The organism is Rhodococcus sp. DMU1 (genome assembly GCF_012272955.1).
Taxonomy (GTDB): domain Bacteria; phylum Actinomycetota; class Actinomycetes; order Mycobacteriales; family Mycobacteriaceae; genus Rhodococcus; species Rhodococcus aetherivorans.
The window spans coordinates 525050-542410 of sequence record NZ_CP050952.1 but is presented as its reverse complement, the minus strand read 5'-3'; the positions used below and the strand labels follow the sequence as shown (position 1 = coordinate 542410).

General features: G+C 70.2%; 15 protein-coding genes. 3 read left to right on the top strand and 12 right to left on the bottom strand.

The window, feature by feature from the left end; translation table 11 throughout:
• Positions 1-8 precede the first annotated feature (8 nt).
• The 8 genes from HFP48_RS02450 to HFP48_RS02415 form a co-directional block, all read right to left on the bottom strand.
• On the bottom strand, positions 9-146 hold the full coding sequence (locus HFP48_RS02450; protein ID WP_006943148.1) for a hypothetical protein: 138 nt from the start codon (positions 144-146) through the stop codon (positions 9-11).
• Positions 147-235: 89 nt separating this feature from the next.
• Positions 236-1453: a M50 family metallopeptidase gene (locus tag HFP48_RS02445; RefSeq protein WP_168578965.1), complete on the bottom strand. Its 1218-nt coding sequence runs from the start codon at positions 1451-1453 to the stop codon at positions 236-238.
• Complete coding sequence (locus HFP48_RS02440; protein WP_006943145.1) at positions 1450-2136, bottom strand: cutinase family protein; 687 nt, start codon at positions 2134-2136, stop codon at positions 1450-1452. The genes HFP48_RS02445 and HFP48_RS02440 overlap by 4 nt, the downstream gene beginning before the upstream one ends.
• Positions 2137-2254: 118 nt before the next feature.
• Positions 2255-2911, bottom strand: a complete 657-nt coding sequence (locus HFP48_RS02435; RefSeq protein WP_246872505.1) for a polysaccharide deacetylase family protein — start codon at positions 2909-2911, stop codon at positions 2255-2257.
• A gap of 213 nt (positions 2912-3124) precedes the next feature.
• Positions 3125-3616 carry a hypothetical protein gene (locus tag HFP48_RS02430; RefSeq protein ID WP_050034461.1) on the bottom strand — a complete coding sequence of 164 codons (492 nt, stop codon included), beginning with the start codon at positions 3614-3616 and terminating at the stop codon, positions 3125-3127.
• A gap of 5 nt (positions 3617-3621) precedes the next feature.
• On the bottom strand, positions 3622-5568 hold the full coding sequence (locus tag HFP48_RS02425; RefSeq protein ID WP_006943139.1) for a primary-amine oxidase: 1947 nt from the start codon (positions 5566-5568) through the stop codon (positions 3622-3624).
• On the bottom strand, positions 5565-7046 hold the full coding sequence (locus HFP48_RS02420; RefSeq protein WP_168578964.1) for an APC family permease: 1482 nt from the start codon (positions 7044-7046) through the stop codon (positions 5565-5567). The genes HFP48_RS02425 and HFP48_RS02420 overlap by 4 nt, the downstream gene beginning before the upstream one ends.
• 209 nt (positions 7047-7255) lie before the next feature.
• Positions 7256-8761, bottom strand: a complete 1506-nt coding sequence (locus HFP48_RS02415) for an aldehyde dehydrogenase family protein (protein WP_168578963.1) — start codon at positions 8759-8761, stop codon at positions 7256-7258.
• 410 nt (positions 8762-9171) lie between these two features.
• Here HFP48_RS02415 and HFP48_RS02410 point away from each other — a divergent pair, with 410 nt between their 5' ends.
• Positions 9172-10629 carry an APC family permease gene (locus tag HFP48_RS02410; protein WP_006943132.1) on the top strand — a complete coding sequence of 486 codons (1458 nt, stop codon included), beginning with the start codon at positions 9172-9174 and terminating at the stop codon, positions 10627-10629.
• A complete protein-coding gene (locus HFP48_RS02405; RefSeq protein WP_029547119.1) occupies positions 10626-11381 on the top strand; it encodes an IclR family transcriptional regulator C-terminal domain-containing protein in 756 nt (251 codons plus the stop codon). The genes HFP48_RS02410 and HFP48_RS02405 overlap by 4 nt, the downstream gene beginning before the upstream one ends.
• Before the next feature lie 46 nt (positions 11382-11427).
• Here the strand turns inward: HFP48_RS02405 and HFP48_RS02400 are convergent, their stop codons facing one another.
• The 3 genes from HFP48_RS02400 to HFP48_RS02390 all read right to left on the bottom strand — a co-directional run bounded on the left by HFP48_RS02400 (position 11428) and on the right by HFP48_RS02390 (position 15961).
• The gene (locus HFP48_RS02400) at positions 11428-12141 is read right to left on the bottom strand and encodes a response regulator transcription factor (protein ID WP_168578962.1); all 714 of its coding nucleotides are present in this window, start codon (positions 12139-12141) and stop codon (positions 11428-11430) included.
• A gap of 92 nt (positions 12142-12233) precedes the next feature.
• Entirely contained in the window at positions 12234-13649 is a 1416-nt protein-coding gene (locus HFP48_RS02395; RefSeq protein WP_168578961.1) for an amidase family protein, read from the bottom strand.
• A 98-nt stretch (positions 13650-13747) separates the two neighbouring features.
• Positions 13748-15961, bottom strand: a complete 2214-nt coding sequence (locus tag HFP48_RS02390) for a DNA polymerase III subunit gamma and tau (protein WP_168578960.1) — start codon at positions 15959-15961, stop codon at positions 13748-13750.
• A gap of 73 nt (positions 15962-16034) precedes the next feature.
• Here HFP48_RS02390 and HFP48_RS02385 point away from each other — a divergent pair, with 73 nt between their 5' ends.
• A complete protein-coding gene (locus HFP48_RS02385; RefSeq protein WP_044476307.1) occupies positions 16035-16829 on the top strand; it encodes an SDR family NAD(P)-dependent oxidoreductase in 795 nt (264 codons plus the stop codon).
• A 14-nt stretch (positions 16830-16843) separates the two neighbouring features.
• On the opposite strand, the gene HFP48_RS02380 is transcribed toward HFP48_RS02385, so the two are convergent.
• On the bottom strand, positions 16844-17173 hold the full coding sequence (locus HFP48_RS02380) for a hypothetical protein (RefSeq protein ID WP_072634029.1): 330 nt from the start codon (positions 17171-17173) through the stop codon (positions 16844-16846).
• Positions 17174-17361 lie beyond the last annotated feature (188 nt).

The window sequence follows — 17361 nt, the reverse complement described above, 5'->3', positions numbered from 1 at the left end:
ACCGCGGATCAGACCAGGGCCGGCCCGATCACGGCCAGCGCGACGAGCGCGATCAGCGCGGACAGGCCCGCTATGGTCGCGCCTCCGACCGGCGACTCGACGTCTCCGAACAACGGTTCGTCCTCGTCCCAACACCACCGCGGCATCACTCCATGGAAGCGGTTCGCCCCCGCATGCGCAACGGGGCGAGACCGATTCGGTCGAATTGCGGGAAGTTCCACGAAGTTTGCCGGGATCAGGCCGGACGAACCGGGGCGACGATGTCCGCCGCGAGGGTGAGCAGCATGAAGGCCCCGCCGACGACGACGAACGCGTACGTCACCGGCAGCAGCTTCACGAAGTCGACCGGCGCTCCGCCGGGCCGGCCCAGCCGGGCGCGCACCCGGTTCCGCAGACCCTCGTAGATCGCCACGGCCATGTGCCCGCCGTCGAGAGGCAGCAGCGGCAGCAGATTGAACAGGCCGACGAAGAGGTTCAGGCTCACCAGCAGCAGCACGAACGACTCCCAGGCGCCCCGCTCGACGGCCCGGCCCCCGAGCGATCCGGCCCCCACCACGCTGATCGGGGTGTCCGCGTCGCGTTCGCCGCCGGTCACCGACCGCCACAGCGACGCCGCCTTCGTCGGCATGTCCACCACCGTGTGCGCCGTGAGCGCGGCGAGGTCGCCGGTGAATGCGAGGGCGGCGGGCACCGCGGTCACCACGTCGTACCGCACGGGACCGGCGGGCGGGCGCGCGGATACTCCGATCGCACCGACGGCCGTCGAGCGCTCGTCCCCCGTCCGAGGGTCGACCACCCATCGCTGCACCTGCTCGGTCGCGAGGGGCAGCACCAGCCGGCGGCCGTGCCGTTCGATCGTCAGTTCGACGACTCCTGCGCTGTCCCAGATCTTTCCGACCAGGTCGCCGAACCGGGTGACGCCCTCGCCGTCGACGGCGAGGATCGCGTCGCCGGGGAGTATCCCCGCGACCCCGGCCGGTCCCGGGCCGTCGCACGCGGCGAGGCCGTATCCCGGGCCGGGCCGCTGCGACGACGGGACGCATCCGACGGACTCGACGACCACCTTCGGATGCAGCTCCGGCAGCCCCCACCCGACGGCGAGCACGAAGACGAGGACCCCGGCGAGCAGGAAGTTCATGCCGATGCCGCCGGACATCACGACCAGCCGCTTCCAGGTCTTCTGCCGATACAGGGCGCGGTCGTACTCGTCGGGGGTCAGTTCGTCGAGCGCGGTCGTGCCGGCGATCTCGCAGAACCCGCCCACCGGGATCAGTCCCAGCCCGTAGTCGGTCTCACCGCGCCGGACGGAGAAGAGCATCGGGCCACGCCCGAGGGAGAAGCGGCGCACCTTCATCCCGAGACGCCGCGCCGCCCACAGGTGGCCCGCCTCGTGCAGGGCGACGGACACCGCGACCCCCAGCGCGAAGAGCACGACGCCCAGCGCGAACGTCACGGGTGATACGTCGCGTGCTCGCGGATGTACCCGGTGACGTTGCCCTCCGGGTCGCAGATCATGTCGCCCTCGAGGCACTCGGTGGTGACCGGGATGTGCCGCAACTCGCCCGCCGGCTGGGGCAGCGTGATGCCGGGGACGAGCGGGCCGGCGTACTGCGCGGGCCGGCCCTGCGCCGGGTCGGCGATCAGGTGCACCCGCACCCGGTCCTGCAGGTCGGTGCCGTCGTCGTGCACGGGCGCCGCCGCGTCGATCTCCATCGCGACCCTGCGCACGACGATCGCTCCCTGCGAGTAGCCGTACAGCTCGTAGCGCGTGCGCGGCCCGCAGGCGGCCTCGGTCCGGCCGATCTCCGCCCAGAGATTCTGCACGCCGATCTGCACCGACTGGTCCATGAACGTGTCCCAGCCGAACACCCCGGCGACCATGCCCGCCGGATACCGCACGTGCCGCACCGCGAAGTCGGGGCTGTTGCGGTACTGATCTGTGTAGGAGTTGAGCGGGCTCTCGGGATCGATCGAATCCGGCGTTTCGGGGCCCTTCGTGCCGTCGACGGCGAGCACCACGGTCGGCGCACAGTACGAGGCCGGGGACGGGTCGGCATGGGCGATCGAGACGGCACCGAGCATCGAGCCGATGGTCAGCGCGCCGACGATCGCGACCCGGACAGCGGAAAGGATCATCGAAACCGTCCTTCAGCCATGGGATCCACCCCAACGATTCCCGACCGCGTTCATAAGTAAGCACAGTGATCGTGAAGTCCGCAAATCGAACACGCGGATGCGGTGCAACTCGGGGGGCCTAGCGGACGACATCGGCCAGATCCACGAAACCGTAACCCCGCGTCCGCAGACCGTCGATGATCGCCGGCAGCGCATCGGCGTCCAGGGTCGTGCCGTCGTCGGGGTTCGCGCCCACGTGCATCAGAACGATCTGGCCGGGCGCGGCCGCGGCGAGGACCCGCTCGGTCACCGCCGCGGCGTCGAGACCACCGCTCGTGCCTTTCCAGCCGAGCGAATCCACGGTCCAGCGCACGGGCACGTAGCCGGCACCGTTGACGACGCGGATGTCGGCGTCGGTGCGAGCACCGAAGGGAAACCGGAACAACGGCACGGCCGGGCGACCCGTCAGTGCCGTGATCGCGTTCTCGGCCGCCGCGAGGTCGGCCCTGATCTGCTCGTCGGTCAGATCCGGATAGGAGGGGTGGGTGTTGCTGTGGTTTCCCACCGCGTGCCCGGCGGCGGCGACGGCGCGGACCCGGTCCGGATACGTCCGCGCGAAATCACCGGTGACGAAGAACGTCGCCGGGACGGCGTAGCGGGCGAGCGTGGCGAGAATGCGGGAGACCGCGGTGTCGGAGGCTCCACCGTCGAAGGTCAACGCCACCACCTTCTCCTCGGTGGGAATCCGTTCGAGGTCGATGCCGCGCAGGGCGGCAGGTACACCGGCCGGAGGCACCGGCGTCGGCTCCGGACCGGACGGCGGAACGGGGACGGTCGCGGAGGGCCCCGGCGCCGGGGACGGGGGGCCCGGGCGGCGTGGTCGCCGGTTCCGACGTCGGACTGCTCGTCGCGGTGGCTTCGGGCGGCTCGTCGGGCGGGCCGGAACCACAGGCCGTCACGACCAGGATCGACGCCGCGACGACGAGCGATCCGCGCCGGAACCGGATGTTCATGTGGACAGTGTGCCGCTCCACCTCGGCCGCGCCGCTGCGGTCGCCGGGTCCATCCCCCGCCGGGTGCGGTGGAACACGACGCTCACGGCAAGGAGGACCTCCGCGGCCGCGACCGCCAGCGCGGCCGCCATGAGAGGGGGAATCGAGGCGCCCGCCGCTGCACCGGCGACCGGAGGCACAGCGTGCCCGTGGTGGCCGCCCGCGGCCCGGCCCGGGCTCATGGTGGTCAGGTGCACCATGATCATCGCGACGTTCATGACGGTGACCAGGATCCAGTCCCGCTGGTCTCCGCGCATCCACAGGTGACGGGCGCAGTAGAGGCATCCGGCGACCATGACGAGGGTCAGGGCCGCCGACCCGGGCGACGGGGTGTGCTCCGCGAGCGAGCCGGCGTGCAGGACGGCCGCCGACACGGCGAGGGCGGCGGCCGCCCGGCCGCACCACGTGGTGGTGGTGCGGCGGGCGGCTTCCGGAACCGTGGTGGACATGCCCGTCAGTCCGTGCAGCAGTGCTTCGACGTGCCGGCCGGAACGTCGAGGGCCGGGTTCCGGTCGAAGAACCCGACCGGCTTCAGCGTGAACCCGGCGTAGTCGACGGGCATCACGGGCCAGTCCTCCGGGCGCGGGAAGTGGGTGAGCCCGAAGGTGTGCCACAGCACCAGGTCCTCGCCCTCGATGTTCCGGTTGCCGGCAACGAATGTCGGCAGTCCCGCCTGTCCCGGATGCTGGTTGACGAAGTCACCGGCCGGATAACGCTGCGCCGGGTCGTACCGCGTGACCCACAGATGCTTGGTGGCGAACGCGGCGCGGGCGGCGATGGAACTCGACGGATCCGCCAGCAGCACGGGCTGACCTTCCGGGTGCAGTGCGTATCCGACGTTCCGCCCGAGCCGGTTCTGCTTGGTCGGGTTGGTGATGTGCCAGACCCTCGCCTTGGTGTTGTCGGCCAGCCTCTGCCCGTCGGCCTCCGTGGTGAGGGTGGTCTTGCGGCAGCGGAACGCGTTACCCCACGGGTTGTCCGGTCCCATCGGTTCGGGCACGGCGTCGACCTCCTCGACCGTGTTGACGTTGCCGTCGACCGCCATGTCCAGGCGGGCGCTGAAGAGGTGCTGGTGGAACGGCGCACCGAGCCCGGGCGCCATCTCGGTGGCGAACCCGTCCTCGCCGCGGTAGGCGGAGGTGAAGACGATGCCGGTGGCCTTGGCTTCGAGTTCGATGGTGCCGTCCAGGTAGAGGTACCAGTAGAAGCCGTAGTCGTAGTTGCCGATGGTGAGGAAGAAGGAGATCACGAGCCGGCGCGACCGGCGGGTCTCGGTCATGCCGTTGAACATGTCCGTGTGCTTCCAGAGGACGCCGTAGTCCTCCTCGTGGAGGCAGATCGCGTTCTTCATCACCCGCGGGTCGCCCTTCTCGTCGGCGATGGTGACGTCGAAGTACCGGATCTCGCCGAGGCAGTCGCACCCGAGTTCCAGCGAGTTGGTGTAGCGGCCGAACAGGTATTCGCCCTGGTCGAAGTAGTTCTGCCAGTACCGCACCGGCGACGGGTCGGCGTAGGGCACGACCATCTCGGCGATGGATGCGCGGTAGATCACCGGCCGCTGCACGCCGTCGTCGGAGAACGACAACTGGTGCAGGGTCAGGCCCTCGCGTACGTCGAACCCGAACCGGAACGTCCAGTCCGCCCAGGTGATCCGATTGCCCTCGACCGAGAAGCTGGGCCCCTCGGGTTGGGTGATCTCGATCGGCTTGAGGTCGGTGCGGGCCGGCCTCGCATGCGGAGCGGCGTCCCATTCGCCGCGTTCGGCCGGCACGGGAAGGGTGATCTCGTCGACGACCTTCACCACGCGCTGCTCGGTGAGGTCGACGTAGGCGACCACCCCGTCGATCGGATGTGCCCAGGGCAGGTCGGCCTCGTCCTCCTGGTGGAACGCGAGCACGCGGACGATCCGGTGCCCCACCTCGTCCTCGTGCCCGAACACCCCGGCCGACAGCGGAACCGCGCGCACCTTCTCCGGATCGATGCCGCGCGCAGCCATCGCCGCAATCCAGTCGAAGCTGGACAGGAGGAACGATTCGATGTCCTCGAACTCCTCGTCGAGGATCGGGACATGCCCTTCGGTGGCGGCGTCGACGGCGACGGTGCTGAGGATCCTGCGTTCGGTGACGGACACGACGTGATCGGAGCCCGCCCCGGTCGCACGGTCGAGGAGAAGGACGCGGGCACGGCGCTCGATGTGCTCCCCCGGCCTGAACGCCAGGACCGTCGACTTGTGCGGTTCCTCGAGCCCGACGTAGACGAACCGGACGTGCTCGGTTACCAGCCCCGCCGCCGATACCGTTTCCTTGACGGCGGTGATCTCGTCGGCGGTCAGAGGGGTGAGCGGGTGGTCCGGTGCGGGCGTCGATGCCGCTTCGGTGAACTTCGTGGTGGCAGTGCTCATCGGGCGATCTCCTTGTCGATCTCGGTTTCGGTCGTGGCGGCGGGCGCGACGCCGCCGGAATGGTGGTGATGTCGTGCAGCGTCGGGGCGGAGAACGGCCACGGCCGTTCCGCCCGCGAACGCCCCGGCGAGAAGCACGCCGACGACGGCGGCGAGGGTGCCGGATCCGCCCACGAGCAGCGGCAGGTTCGCGATCGTCATCGCGAGCAGAGCGCTCAGCCCCGCGAGACCCAGCACCGGCGCGATCAGCGTGGGCCACGGCCGGGTGTCGGCCCGGGATCGCCGGAAGAAGACGAGGACGGCGATCGACGTCAGCGCCATCAGGGCGAGCACGCCGACGGACGCGACACCGGCGAACCAGGCGAAGACCTCGGTGACGGGATCGAGTCCGCCGACGGCCGAGGCCACGACGAGAACCAAGGCCGAGACCGTCTGCACGATCGAGGCCACGTAGGGCGAGGCATGGCGTACGTGCGAGCGGCCGCATCGCGCCGGCAGTGCCGCGCTGTTGCCGAGCGAGAAGATGTAGCGCGAGAGCACGTTGTGGAAGGACAGCAGGGCCGCGAAGAGACTGGTGACGAGGAGCACCTGCACGACATCCCCCGCCGCCGCTCCCACGTAGCGGGTCGCGGTCTCGATGATCATGCCCTCGGGGTTCTCGGTGGCCAGGACGACGGCGCCCTCGTCGCCCCACGCGCTGACCAGCGCCCAGCTCGACAGCGCATAGAAGCCACCGATGACCACCAGGGCGAGATAGGTGGCCCGCGGAATGGTCCGGGCCGGATCGCGCACCTCGTCACGGAAGACCGCGGTCGCCTCGAAGCCGATGTAGCCGGCGACAGCGAAGATCAGGGCGATTCCCGGTGCGCCCGAGAAGAACTCGGAGGGGCGTAGCGCGGCGGTGGAAAGACCCTCCGCTCCGCCACGGGCGATCACCGCTGCATCGATCACCAGCACGATGCCGACCTCGCAGAGCAGCAGGACCACGAGGACCTTTCCGGACAGGTCGATGTGGCGGTAGCCGAGAATCGCGACCGCCACCAGAACGATCAGAGCCCAGAGATACCAGGGCAACTCGGGACCGCCGTGCGAGGTCACGAAGTCGCCGAGGGCCGCGCCGAGGTATCCGTAGACGGCACCCTGCACCGCGGTGTAGGACAGCAGCGCCAGGAACGCGGAACCCAGTCCGACGTGCCGGCCGAGTCCGTGGGTGACGAAGGTGTAGAACGCCCCCGCCCCGGGCACGTGCTTCGCCATCGCGGTGAAGCCGACGGCGAAGAAGAGCAGGACCACCGTGCAGACGATGTACGAGGCGGGGTACGCGGCCCCGTTTCCGGCGGAGATACCGAGTGGGACCGTGCCGGCGATCACGGTCAGCGGGGCCGCGGCCGCGACCACCATGAAGACGACGGCGCCGGGGCCGAGGCTGCCGGACAACCGGTGGGTGGGGGGTTCGTGTGCGCGAGCGTTGAGGGTCATCGGTGCTTCGACTTTCGGGAGAGGGAGTGCGCCGGCGATGTCGGTGCCGACCGCCGGAAGAAGCGTGCGCCCGGACGTTGTCGGTGCGGTCACCGCGGCGTCACGGTTCGTCGACGGCAAACGAGAAGGGCGGGGGGCCGGGTTCTCGTTCGGCCCGGCAGGGGTACGGACGGCGGTGCCCACACAGTGCCGGGCACCGCCCCGACCGGTCACAGTGCGATGTTGACCGACTTGGTCTGGGTGTACTCCGCCAGGGCCCCCTCACCGAGTTCCCGCCCCCAGCCCGACTGCTTGTATCCCCCGAAGGGCAGTGCGGTGTCGAACGCGTTGTGGCAGTTGATCCAGACCGTGCCCGCCTTGATCTCGGCGGCGACCTCGTGGGCCCGGGAGACGTCCCGCGTCCAGACGCTCGCCGCGAGCCCGTAGGGGGTGTCGTTGGCGGCGGCACGAACTCCCTCCTCCCGGTTGAAGGGCACCGCGACGGTGACCGGGCCGAAGATCTCCTCCCGGTACACACCGAAATCGCTGCGCACGTCGACGAGGAGCGTCGGCTCGACGTAGAAGCCACTGTCGCCGTGGCGCTTTCCTCCGGTCAGGGCACGAGCCCCGTCCTCGAGGCCGGCGCGGAGGTAACCGGTCACCTTGCCGAGTTGCTCCTCGGAGATCAGCGGACCGATATCGCTGGCGGGATCGAGTCCTGGACCGATCTTCTGCGACCGGGCGAATTCCGCTACGCCCTGGGTGAATTCGTCGAAGATGCGATCCTCCACCAGCAACCGCGTCCCGGCGGTGCACGCCTGGCCGTGGTTGAACAGGAATCCGCCGGCGACACCGGGGATCGCGGCCTCGAGGTCGGCGTCCGCGAAGACGACCTGGGGGCTCTTGCCGCCGAGTTCGAGCGAGACCTTCTTCAGGTTCCCGGCGGCGGCGCCCACGATCTTCTTGCCGACCTCGGTCGAGCCGGTGAAGGCGACCTTGTCGACGTCGTGATGGGCCGACAGGGCCGCACCCGCGTCCCCGAAGCCCGTGACCACGTTGACGACGCCGTCGGGCACCCCGGCCTCGGCGGCGACTTCGGCGAGCAGCAGGGCGGTGAGCGGGGTCTGCTCCGCAGGCTTGAGCACCAGCGTGTTCGCGCACGCCAGCGCAGGGGCGAGCTTGAAGGCGGCCATCACCAGCGGAAAGTTCCACGGCACGATCTGGGCGCACACCCCCACCGGCTCGCGGCTGGTGAACGCGTGGAAACGTGCGCCCGGAGCCCACGGAACCGACACCGGGACGGTGCGGCCCTCGATCTTGGTCGCCCAACCGGCGTAGTAGAAGAAGATCTCGGCCGCCCAGGTGACGTCGACCGCCTTCGCGACGACCACCGACTTGCCGTTGTCCAGGGACTCGAGCTGGGCGAACTGGTCCGCCCGGGCCAGGATGCCCTCGCCGATCCGCCACAGGATGCGCTGGCGCTCGGCCGGGGTCAGGCGCCGCCACGGCCCCTCCTCGAACGCCCGGCGGGCAGCGGCGACGGCCCGGTCGACGTCCTCGGCGCCGCCGTGCGGCACCGTGGTCAGCACCTGCCCGGTGGCGGGGTCGACCGTGTCGAACCGCCGGCCCGAGGCCGACTCGACCCACCGGCCGCCGATCAGCATCTGCTTCGGCGACGAGAGGAAGTCGACCACCTCCGGAAGCAGGCCGGTGGCGGATTGCGCAACTGCAGTCATGATGTCTCCGACTCGTGAGAGATAGCGAAAAAGACTCGGGTACAGTCGTTTCGACGCAGAACCGCCGGTATCCGTCGCTGTGACCCGAACCCACGATAACCACACGATGTGGCGGGAGTCACCCCCGATTCCGGATGGAAATTACGCGGTGTCCGATTCTCATTCGACTGCGGCCCAGACCGTTTCCCGATTCTCGTTCGACTTCTCGACCGCAGCCCAGGTGACGGCAGCACGAGCACCGCCGGCCCCGCCCGATCGGGCGCCGGACGGCCCGTCGTTCTCATTCGAGTGACCGAAAATTGATGTGCGATCGGTGCAGCGCACTGCGTGCCTGCGCTACCGTGCACCCCACGGGATCGTCCGGCGGCAGACGCTCGACGTCCCCTGGCGAGTGTGGAAGCAGGTGCAAGGTGTCCGGTACACCACAGATCCGAAGTAGTTCGCCGGTGGCCGGCCTCGAGCGCGGACGCCTCACGTTCTTCGAGGTGCTCGCACAGTCCGTCTCGGCCGTCGCCCCGTCCGCGGTGATGGTCACCCTGCCGGCTCTCGTCATCCCCGAAGCCGGGCGGGCGGCGATCCCGGTGTTCGTCGCGGCGGCCGTCCTGATGGCTGCCGTCGGATACTGCATCGGGCAGTTCGCCACCCGCATGGTCGCGGTCAGCGGCTTGTACAGCTACACGGTGAAGGGTCTCGGCCCCCGCCTCGGCTTCGCCGGGGGATGGTCGCTGCTGATCGGCTACGCGGCCGCCGCCATGGCCAGCACGGTGGGGGCAGCGAGCTATCTGGCGTCGCTGCTCGAACGGATCGGGTTGCCGGCCGGAGCGGCGACGAGTGCAGTGCTCGTCGGCGTCGTCGGCGCCGTCGCGCTGCTGCTGATGGTCCGCGGCGTCCAGCTCTCCGCCCGCATCATGCTGGGCGTCGAGGCGTTCGCCATCGTCGCCGCATCGGTCGTCCTGGTGATCGCGTTCGCCGTGTCCGTCCGGGACGGCGACCCGCCCTCGGCGCCGACCGGAACCGGTTCGGAATCCGCGATCGGCTTCGCGCTCCTGCTGGCGATCACCTCGTTCGTCGGCTTCGAGAGCGCCGGAACGGTGGCACGTGAAGCCCACAGCCCGCTGATCAGCGTGCCCCGCGCGATCAGGTGGACGCCGGTCGTGCTCGCGGCGCTCTACGTGTTCGCCGCGACGATGCAGCTGCCGGAGTCCGCCAGGGAAGGAGTCGGTTCGCTCCGGATCGTGCTCACCCTCCCGGACACCGCCGGGAGCGGCTCGGCGGTGCTGTCGGTCCTGATGGAGCTCGGAATCACCGCGTCGTGGTTCGCGTGCGTCATGGGCTCCACCACCGCGCTGTCGCGCACCCTGTTCGCGATGGGCCGCGAGGGCGTCGCCCCGGCGGTCGTCGGCCGTGCCCACGCCCGGTTCCACACGCCGCACGTCGCCCTGGCCGTCGCGATGCCTGTCGTCGTTGTCGTGCCCGTCGTCTTTCTGGCGGCGACCGGCTCGAACCGCGACGTCCTGATCGGGCTGCTGGCCCTCTCGGCGCACGGGTACGTCCTCGCCTACATCCTCCTCTGCGTCGCTACGCCCGCGTTCCTGCGCCGGATCGGCGAGCTGACCCGCCTGCCGCTGGTCATCGGCGCGCTCACCGCCACGTGCCTGGTGGCGCTGATCGTGTGGGCGGCTGCGTCGGGGATCTACGTGGCGGGCGCAATGACCGCCGTATACGCGGTCCTGATGCTCCTCGGAGGCGCGCTGCTCGCGGTCCGGGTGCGGCGCGCCCCGGACGTCGCGGACCGGATAGGCGTCTACGACGAGACCGTCGCCGCCGATCTGCTCGGCCGGCACCGCCCCTGGCAGGTGCGGCGGTGAGCCCCGTGGACGGAACCCTGTCGGGGCGGCAGCCGAAAGCGGTGATCAGCGCCCTGCGTGTCCTCGAGGAAGTCGCCCGGGCCGGGGCCGGGGTCACCGCCAAGGACATCGCCGCACACCTCTCCCTCCCGCCGGCGACCACCTATCGGCTCCTGAACCTGCTCGCCGGAGAAGGCTACGTCGTCCGGCTACCCGATCTGTCCGGCTTCGCACTCGGGCGCAAGATCGGCATACTGGTCGACGCGGCCGTCGTCCCCACCGTCTGCACAGCCGCACGTAACCTTCTCACCGAACTTCGGCTGACCGTCCGCTTCGGCGTCCACCTGTTCTACTACACCGACACGGCGCTCCGCCTTGCCGACGCCGACCCCGAATATCCACCCCGCGCCGACGAGGCCCTCCTCAATCGGCACCTCCAGGCGAGCGCCGTCGGCAAGCTGCTGCTCGCCGAGAAGATCGACCTCGACACCGTCCTCCCCCGGTGGGAACCCCATGCCCTCACCGGCCGCACGATCGTCGTGCGCAGCGACCTGCTCCGTCACCTCGGGGAGATCCGCGACCGGGGCTTCGCCACCCAGCTCGGCGAACTGCGCGACGACTCCGCGTGCCTCGCCGTTCCCGTCCGCTCCGCCACCGGCACCCTCGTCGCGGGCCTGGTCCTGTCCGGCAGCATCGACCATCAGCACCTGCTGCTGCGCCACCTCGACTCACTCCGAGAGCACGCGCAGCAACTCGTGCCCCTGCTCACCTGAACGGGACGTCCATATCGGGGTCCCGCCGCCGGCCCGGAGCGGGCTGCTACGTGGGCTGCGCCCACGGATCCCGATTCGACACCAGACCGAGCCGGACCGCGCGCACCACCGCACCGACCCGGTTGGGGGCCTTCAATTTGCGCAGCAGATGCTCCACATGAGTGTTGACCGTGCTGCGCGACAGCTGCATTCGCTGCGCGATCTCGCGGTTGGACAGGCCGGCGATCACCAGTTCGAGAACTTCGTGTTCTCGTGGGGTGAGGGCCACCTCTTCCTGCCGCGTGAGCGTGTCCACCGACCAGGCGGCGTACTCCCGGGCATCGCTCAGCGTCGTCTTGACCCCGTGGGGGACCGAATCGCGCGCCACACTGACGTGCAGAGCCCCCACCGCCACGCCGGTGGGGGACGTCAGAACGACGGAGGTGCCTTCGGAGAATCCGGCAGGGACGAACACTTCGCGCACCGAGTAGGTCTGACGATACGACGGGATGTCCCGCCAGGTCAGTATCGCGGAGGGCTCGGCCCGAACCGCCTGCATGCCCGGATCCTTGTCGACGAAATCGGTGACGAGGTAGTCCAGGGTCCGGTCGTCGTAGCCACGGCTGGCCACCACCGCGTGCCGACCGCCCGCCACGCGTGTCACGGCAGCCGCCGCGCAGTCGAGCTGATCGGTCATGTACCGGGTGAGTCCGGCCATGCGGTCGACGGCGTTCTCTCTCAGCAACACCGAGACCAGTCCACTGAACACGGGTACGACCATTGCTCGACGATAGTCGAACCCAGTGTCCAGTGGAGCCGAATCATGTTACCGGGCAGATATTTTCCCTCTCGTGTGCCCGTTTCCCCGCCCGGTCACAGTTCCGGGATGCGGTCCGCCCAGGGGTGAGCGCGTTCGAAGTTCGCCGCTGCGCGCAGTACCGCAGCGTCGGCGTGGAGCCGTCCCGCGATCTGCAGTCCGACCGGACGTCCGTCCGACGTGAATCCGGCAGGGACGGTGACGGCCGGGGTCGTCAGCATGTTGTACGGATAGGTCATCAGCCAGCCGAGCAGCTGGGAGCGCAGAGCCGCGCCCGCCAGCCGGCCGGGAGCGAACTGTCCCAGCGGATGGGCCGCTTCACACAGCGTGGGCGAGACCAGCAGGTCGTAGTCCTGCATGAACGACGAGAACGTATCCCACATCCGGCCACGGAACAGGTCCGCCCGCCCGACATCGACACCTGTGAGACGCTCTCCTTCACGCATCAATTCGACGAGATTGTCGTCGACCTGGCCCTGCCACTCGTCCCAGTCGATCATGTCGTGTTCGGCCGCGAAACCGGGAACCCAGATGCCGTGCCACATCGCTTCTTCCGGATCTCCCCAGCCGGGCGTCGCCTCCTCGACCCGGGCACCGAGGTCCTCGAACGCCCGAACGGCCTGCGCGCAGATCGCCGCCACCTCCGGATCCACCTCTGCGAAGCCGAGATCCGGTGACCACGCGATACGCCACCCGGCGATGTCCTTCTTCGTCTCGGCGACGTAGTCGGTGTCCGAGGCCGGCAGACTGAGCGGATCGGATTCGTCGGGTCCGGCGACGACACCGAGCATGAGGGCATTGTCTTCGACCGTGCGGGTGATCGGACCGTGGTAGGCCCAATGGTAGAAGCGACCACCCAGAATGGTCTGCGGCACCCGCCCGGTCGAGGGCTTGAGCCCGACCACGCCACAGAGCGACGCAGGAATGCGCACCGACCCCGCCCCGTCGCTGCCTTCGGCCAGCGGGCCGAGACCGGCCGCGACGGCGGCGGCGGCTCCGCCGCTGGAACCTCCCGCGCTGTATCCGCGCTTCCACGGATTGTGGGTAGGACCGAACAGGTGGTTGTCCGTGCCGCCGTAGTACCCGCTCTCCGGTGTGTTGGTCTTGCCCAGGTAGAGACCGCCTGCGGCCTTCAGCCGCCGAACGATCACCGCGTCGTGCTCGGCGATGTTGTCCTTCATCGGCACCATGCCGAACGTCAGGGGCCGGCCCGCCACGGCCGTCAGATCCTTGATCGTGAACGGCACTCCGTGCAGAGGTCCGACGGACTCGCCGCCGACCAGTTTCGCATCCAGTGCGCGCGCGTCCGCCAGGACCTGTTCGCGATCGAAGTCGACGATCGCGTTGATCGCCGGGTTGACGTTGTCCACGCGCCGCACGAAGTGCGCCGCGACTTCGCTCGCGCTGATCTGTCCTCGGCGAACGTCGGTCGCGAGTTCGGCTGCACTGAGCCAGGAAAGGGTATCGGTCATGGTTGTCTCCGTGAATCGCGGGGTTCCGGTTGAGGTGGCTCGACCATAGGAACCCGGCGATCACGCCGACAATCGGTCAACTTACCGATCTTTCGTGCTCACTCGCTGATCTTCTTCGCGCCCAGGATGTCCTGCAGCAACTCGATCGCCACGTCCTCCGGTTCGCGCCGCGTCGACGGGTCGCCCGGGGTGGCGGCCTCGGCGAACATCTCTTCCTCGTCCTCGGGGGTGACGTCGGCGGGGCTGATCCGCGGCGGCTCGTAGTCCGGCTCGGGACCGGGGTCGTCCGGGTAGTCCGGCGCCTCGGGCGGCGGGATGTCGTCGACCTCGGGACGCGACGGAACCGGGGGCGCGCCGGGGGACGTCACGCGCGGTTGCGGGGCGGGCTGGGCCTGCCGGGCCTGGCTGGGCCGGGAGAACCGAGGCTGACCGGAAGGGCGCGACCCCGCCTGCGCCGGGGCCGGTTTCGCGGCGGTGGGGGGTGTCGCAGCGCCCTGCACGCAGGTCACCTCGAAGTCCACCCCGAACACCGCCCGCAGGGCGTCGGCGATCACCGCGGCGTTGCGCGGTTCGACGAGCCTCTTGACCAGGGGGGCCGAATCGTGACCGAGCACGATGCGGCCCGCTTCGACGCTGCGGACCGTGGCGCCGGACAGCATGACCTCGACGGTGCGGCTGCGCTCGCGGACCTTGGTACGGACCTCGGACCATACCGCGCGGACGGCGGCGGCGTCGGGCCCGGCGGCGGGGGCGGGCCCGGGGGCGGGGGCGGGGGCGGGCGCCGGCTCCGGCTGGGGTTCCGGCGCGGGTCGCGGTGCGGGCGGCTCGTGTTCCTGCACGACGGGGCGCGGTGCAGGCTCCGGTTCCTGCACGACGGGGCGCGGTGCAGGCTCCGGTTCGCGCGCCGGTGGGACGGGCGTCGGCGGTGGGGCGGGCGTCGGCGGTGGCACGGGCGCCGGCGCCGCGGCGGCCGGTCGTGACTCCGCCGGTGGAACGGGGGCCGGCTCGGCCGCAGGCTCGGGGACGGGCGCGACCGAGGACGGTGCGGCTCGTCGCTGCGAGGGTCGCTGGAAACGGGCGGCCGGCTCGTCGGGGGCGATCGGCGGCGTGGGCGCGGCCGGCGCCGGAGCGACGGCCCGCGGGGCGGCGCCCTGCGGGGCCGCGATCCCACTTTCGAGACGCTCGAGGCGTTGCAGCACAGCCGATTCCGAACCCGAGGCGGCGGGCAGCAGCATCCGCGCGCACATCACCTCGAGGAGCAGGCGCGGGGCCGTGGCACCGCGCATCTCTCCCAGACCGGAGTGCACGATCTCCGCGTACCGGGTCAGGGTGGCGGGACCGATCCGGTCGGCTTCCTCCCGCATCCGCTCCAGCACGTCGCCCGGGGCGTCGACGAGACCGCGATCGGCGGCGTCGGGCACCGATCGCATCAGGATGAGATCCCGGAGCCGCTCGAGCAGGTCGACCGCGAACCGTCGCGGGTCGTGGCCGGCATCCATCACCTTCTCGACGGTCCCGAACAGACCCGCACCGTCGCCGGCGGCGAGGGCGTCCACGGCCTCGTCGATGAGGGCGACGTCGGTGACGCCGAGCAGCGAGAGTGCACGGCTGTAGGTCACGCCCTCCTCGCCGGCGCCGGCGAGGAGCTGGTCCATCACCGACAGCGAGTCGCGCGGCGAACCGCCGCCCGCACGTATCACCAGTGGGTAGACGGCGTCCTCGACCGGCACGTTCTCCTGCGTGCAGATCTTCTCGAGCAGCCCGCGCATGACGGGGGGCGGCAGCAACCGGAACGGGTAGTGGTGGGTGCGCGAGCGGATCGTCGGCAGCACCTTCTCCGGTTCGGTGGTGGCGAACACGAAGATCAGGTGCTCCGGCGGCTCCTCGACGATCTTGAGCAGGGCGTTGAAGCCCTGCGTGGTGACCATGTGGGCCTCGTCGACGATGAAGATGCGGTACCGCGACTCGGCCGGCGCGTAGAAGGCACGGTCGCGTAGTTCGCGGGTGTCGTCGACGCCGCCGTGGCTGGCGGCGTCGAGCTCGATGACGTCGAGGTTGCCGCCACCGCCGGGGCCGAGCGCCACGCAGGACCGGCACGTCCCGCACGGGGCCGACGTGGGGCCCTCCGCGCAGTTCAGGGAGCGGGCCAGGATCCGGGCCGAGGAGGTCTTGCCACAGCCGCGCGGGCCCGAGAACAGATACGCGTGATTGATGCGACCTGCGTCGAGGGCGATGCTCAGGGGCTCGGTGACGTGCTCCTGACCCACCACCTCGGCAAAGGTCGCCGGTCGGTACTTACGGTAGAGGGCCACGCGCCGAGACTACCGGCGCCGACCGACACCCCGGCCGCGTGGTTGCGGCGGAGTGATGCGGGTATCCGGGGCCATGACCGAAACACGACCGTTGGCCCTGGTGACCGGAGCGTCGAGCGGCATCGGCCTGGAACTCGCCCGACTGTTCGGCCGGGACGGATACGACCTCATCCTGGTGGCCCGCTCCGATGCCCTCGACGACGCCACCCGCGCTCTCGCCGCCACCGGCGCCGCCGTGATTCCGGTGCGCGCCGACCTCCGGACGGCGACGGGCGTGGAGGAGGTGTGCACCGCCGTGACGGCGACCGGCCGGCCACTGGCCGCCGCTGCGCTCAACGCCGGCACCGGGCAGGGTGGCCTGTTCGTGGACACCGGCCTCGACGACCAGCTCGAGGTGGTGGACGTCAACGTGCGCTCGACCGTGCATCTGGCCAAGTACGTCCTCGACGGCATGGCCGGGCGCGGCACCGGGCGCGTGCTGATCACGTCGTCGGTGGTCTCGGAGATGCCCGGCCCGTACCAGGTCGTCTACAACGCCTCCAAGTCGTTCCTGCAGTCGTTCTCCGAGGGGCTGCACGAGGAGCTGCGCGGGACCGGGGTCACCGTCACCGCGCTGATGCCCGGAGCGACCGACACCCCGTTCTTCCGCAAGGCCGGGATGGCGGACGCGCCGATCGCCCGCGGCCCCAAGGACGACCCTGCGAAGGTCGCCCGCAAGGGCTATGAGGCGATGCTGAAGGGCAAACGGAAGGTGGTGGCCAGCTCCCCCATGTCCAAGGCGATGGCGGCGGCGTCGACGGTGACACCGGATTCGGTGAAGGCCTTCCTCCACCGCTTCATGGCCGCGCCGGCGTCCGCGCCTCGCTGACCGAGGCAGGTGCCTCAGAGGTTGGGCAGCGCCCAGCTGAGGAACACCACGCCCGCGAGGATGCCGAAGATGCCGGTGAGCATGCCGACGAGAGCGTCGAGGGACTTCTCCTCGTCGGTGAACACGGCGGGCCGGCGGGTGGCGGCGATGCCGGTCCCGATGGCCGCCGCACCGAGCAGAATCCCGAAGCCGAACGTCCAGAAGGTCACGATCGACAGGGCGCCGAGCATCAGCGCCAGATCGGCCCCCTGGTCCTCGACCGCCTCACGCAGCGTCGACAGCGCGGGGAGTTCGAGGCGGGAACGGTGCGGTCCGGAGCGGAAGGGAGTCTGCAGGACGGACATGGTCTTTCGGATCCTCGTCGGCGATGGCGGAACGGTGCGCAGCATCCGGTGGCGGGGTCGTACGGAACCTTCTGCAGGACAAGAATTCCGGGATGGGTGACGGTCCGGCGACCACCGCTCGATGCGACCGGGAACAGATACGGGACACGGCATCTACTCCTGGATCAACCTCACTCGTCGGCCCGGCT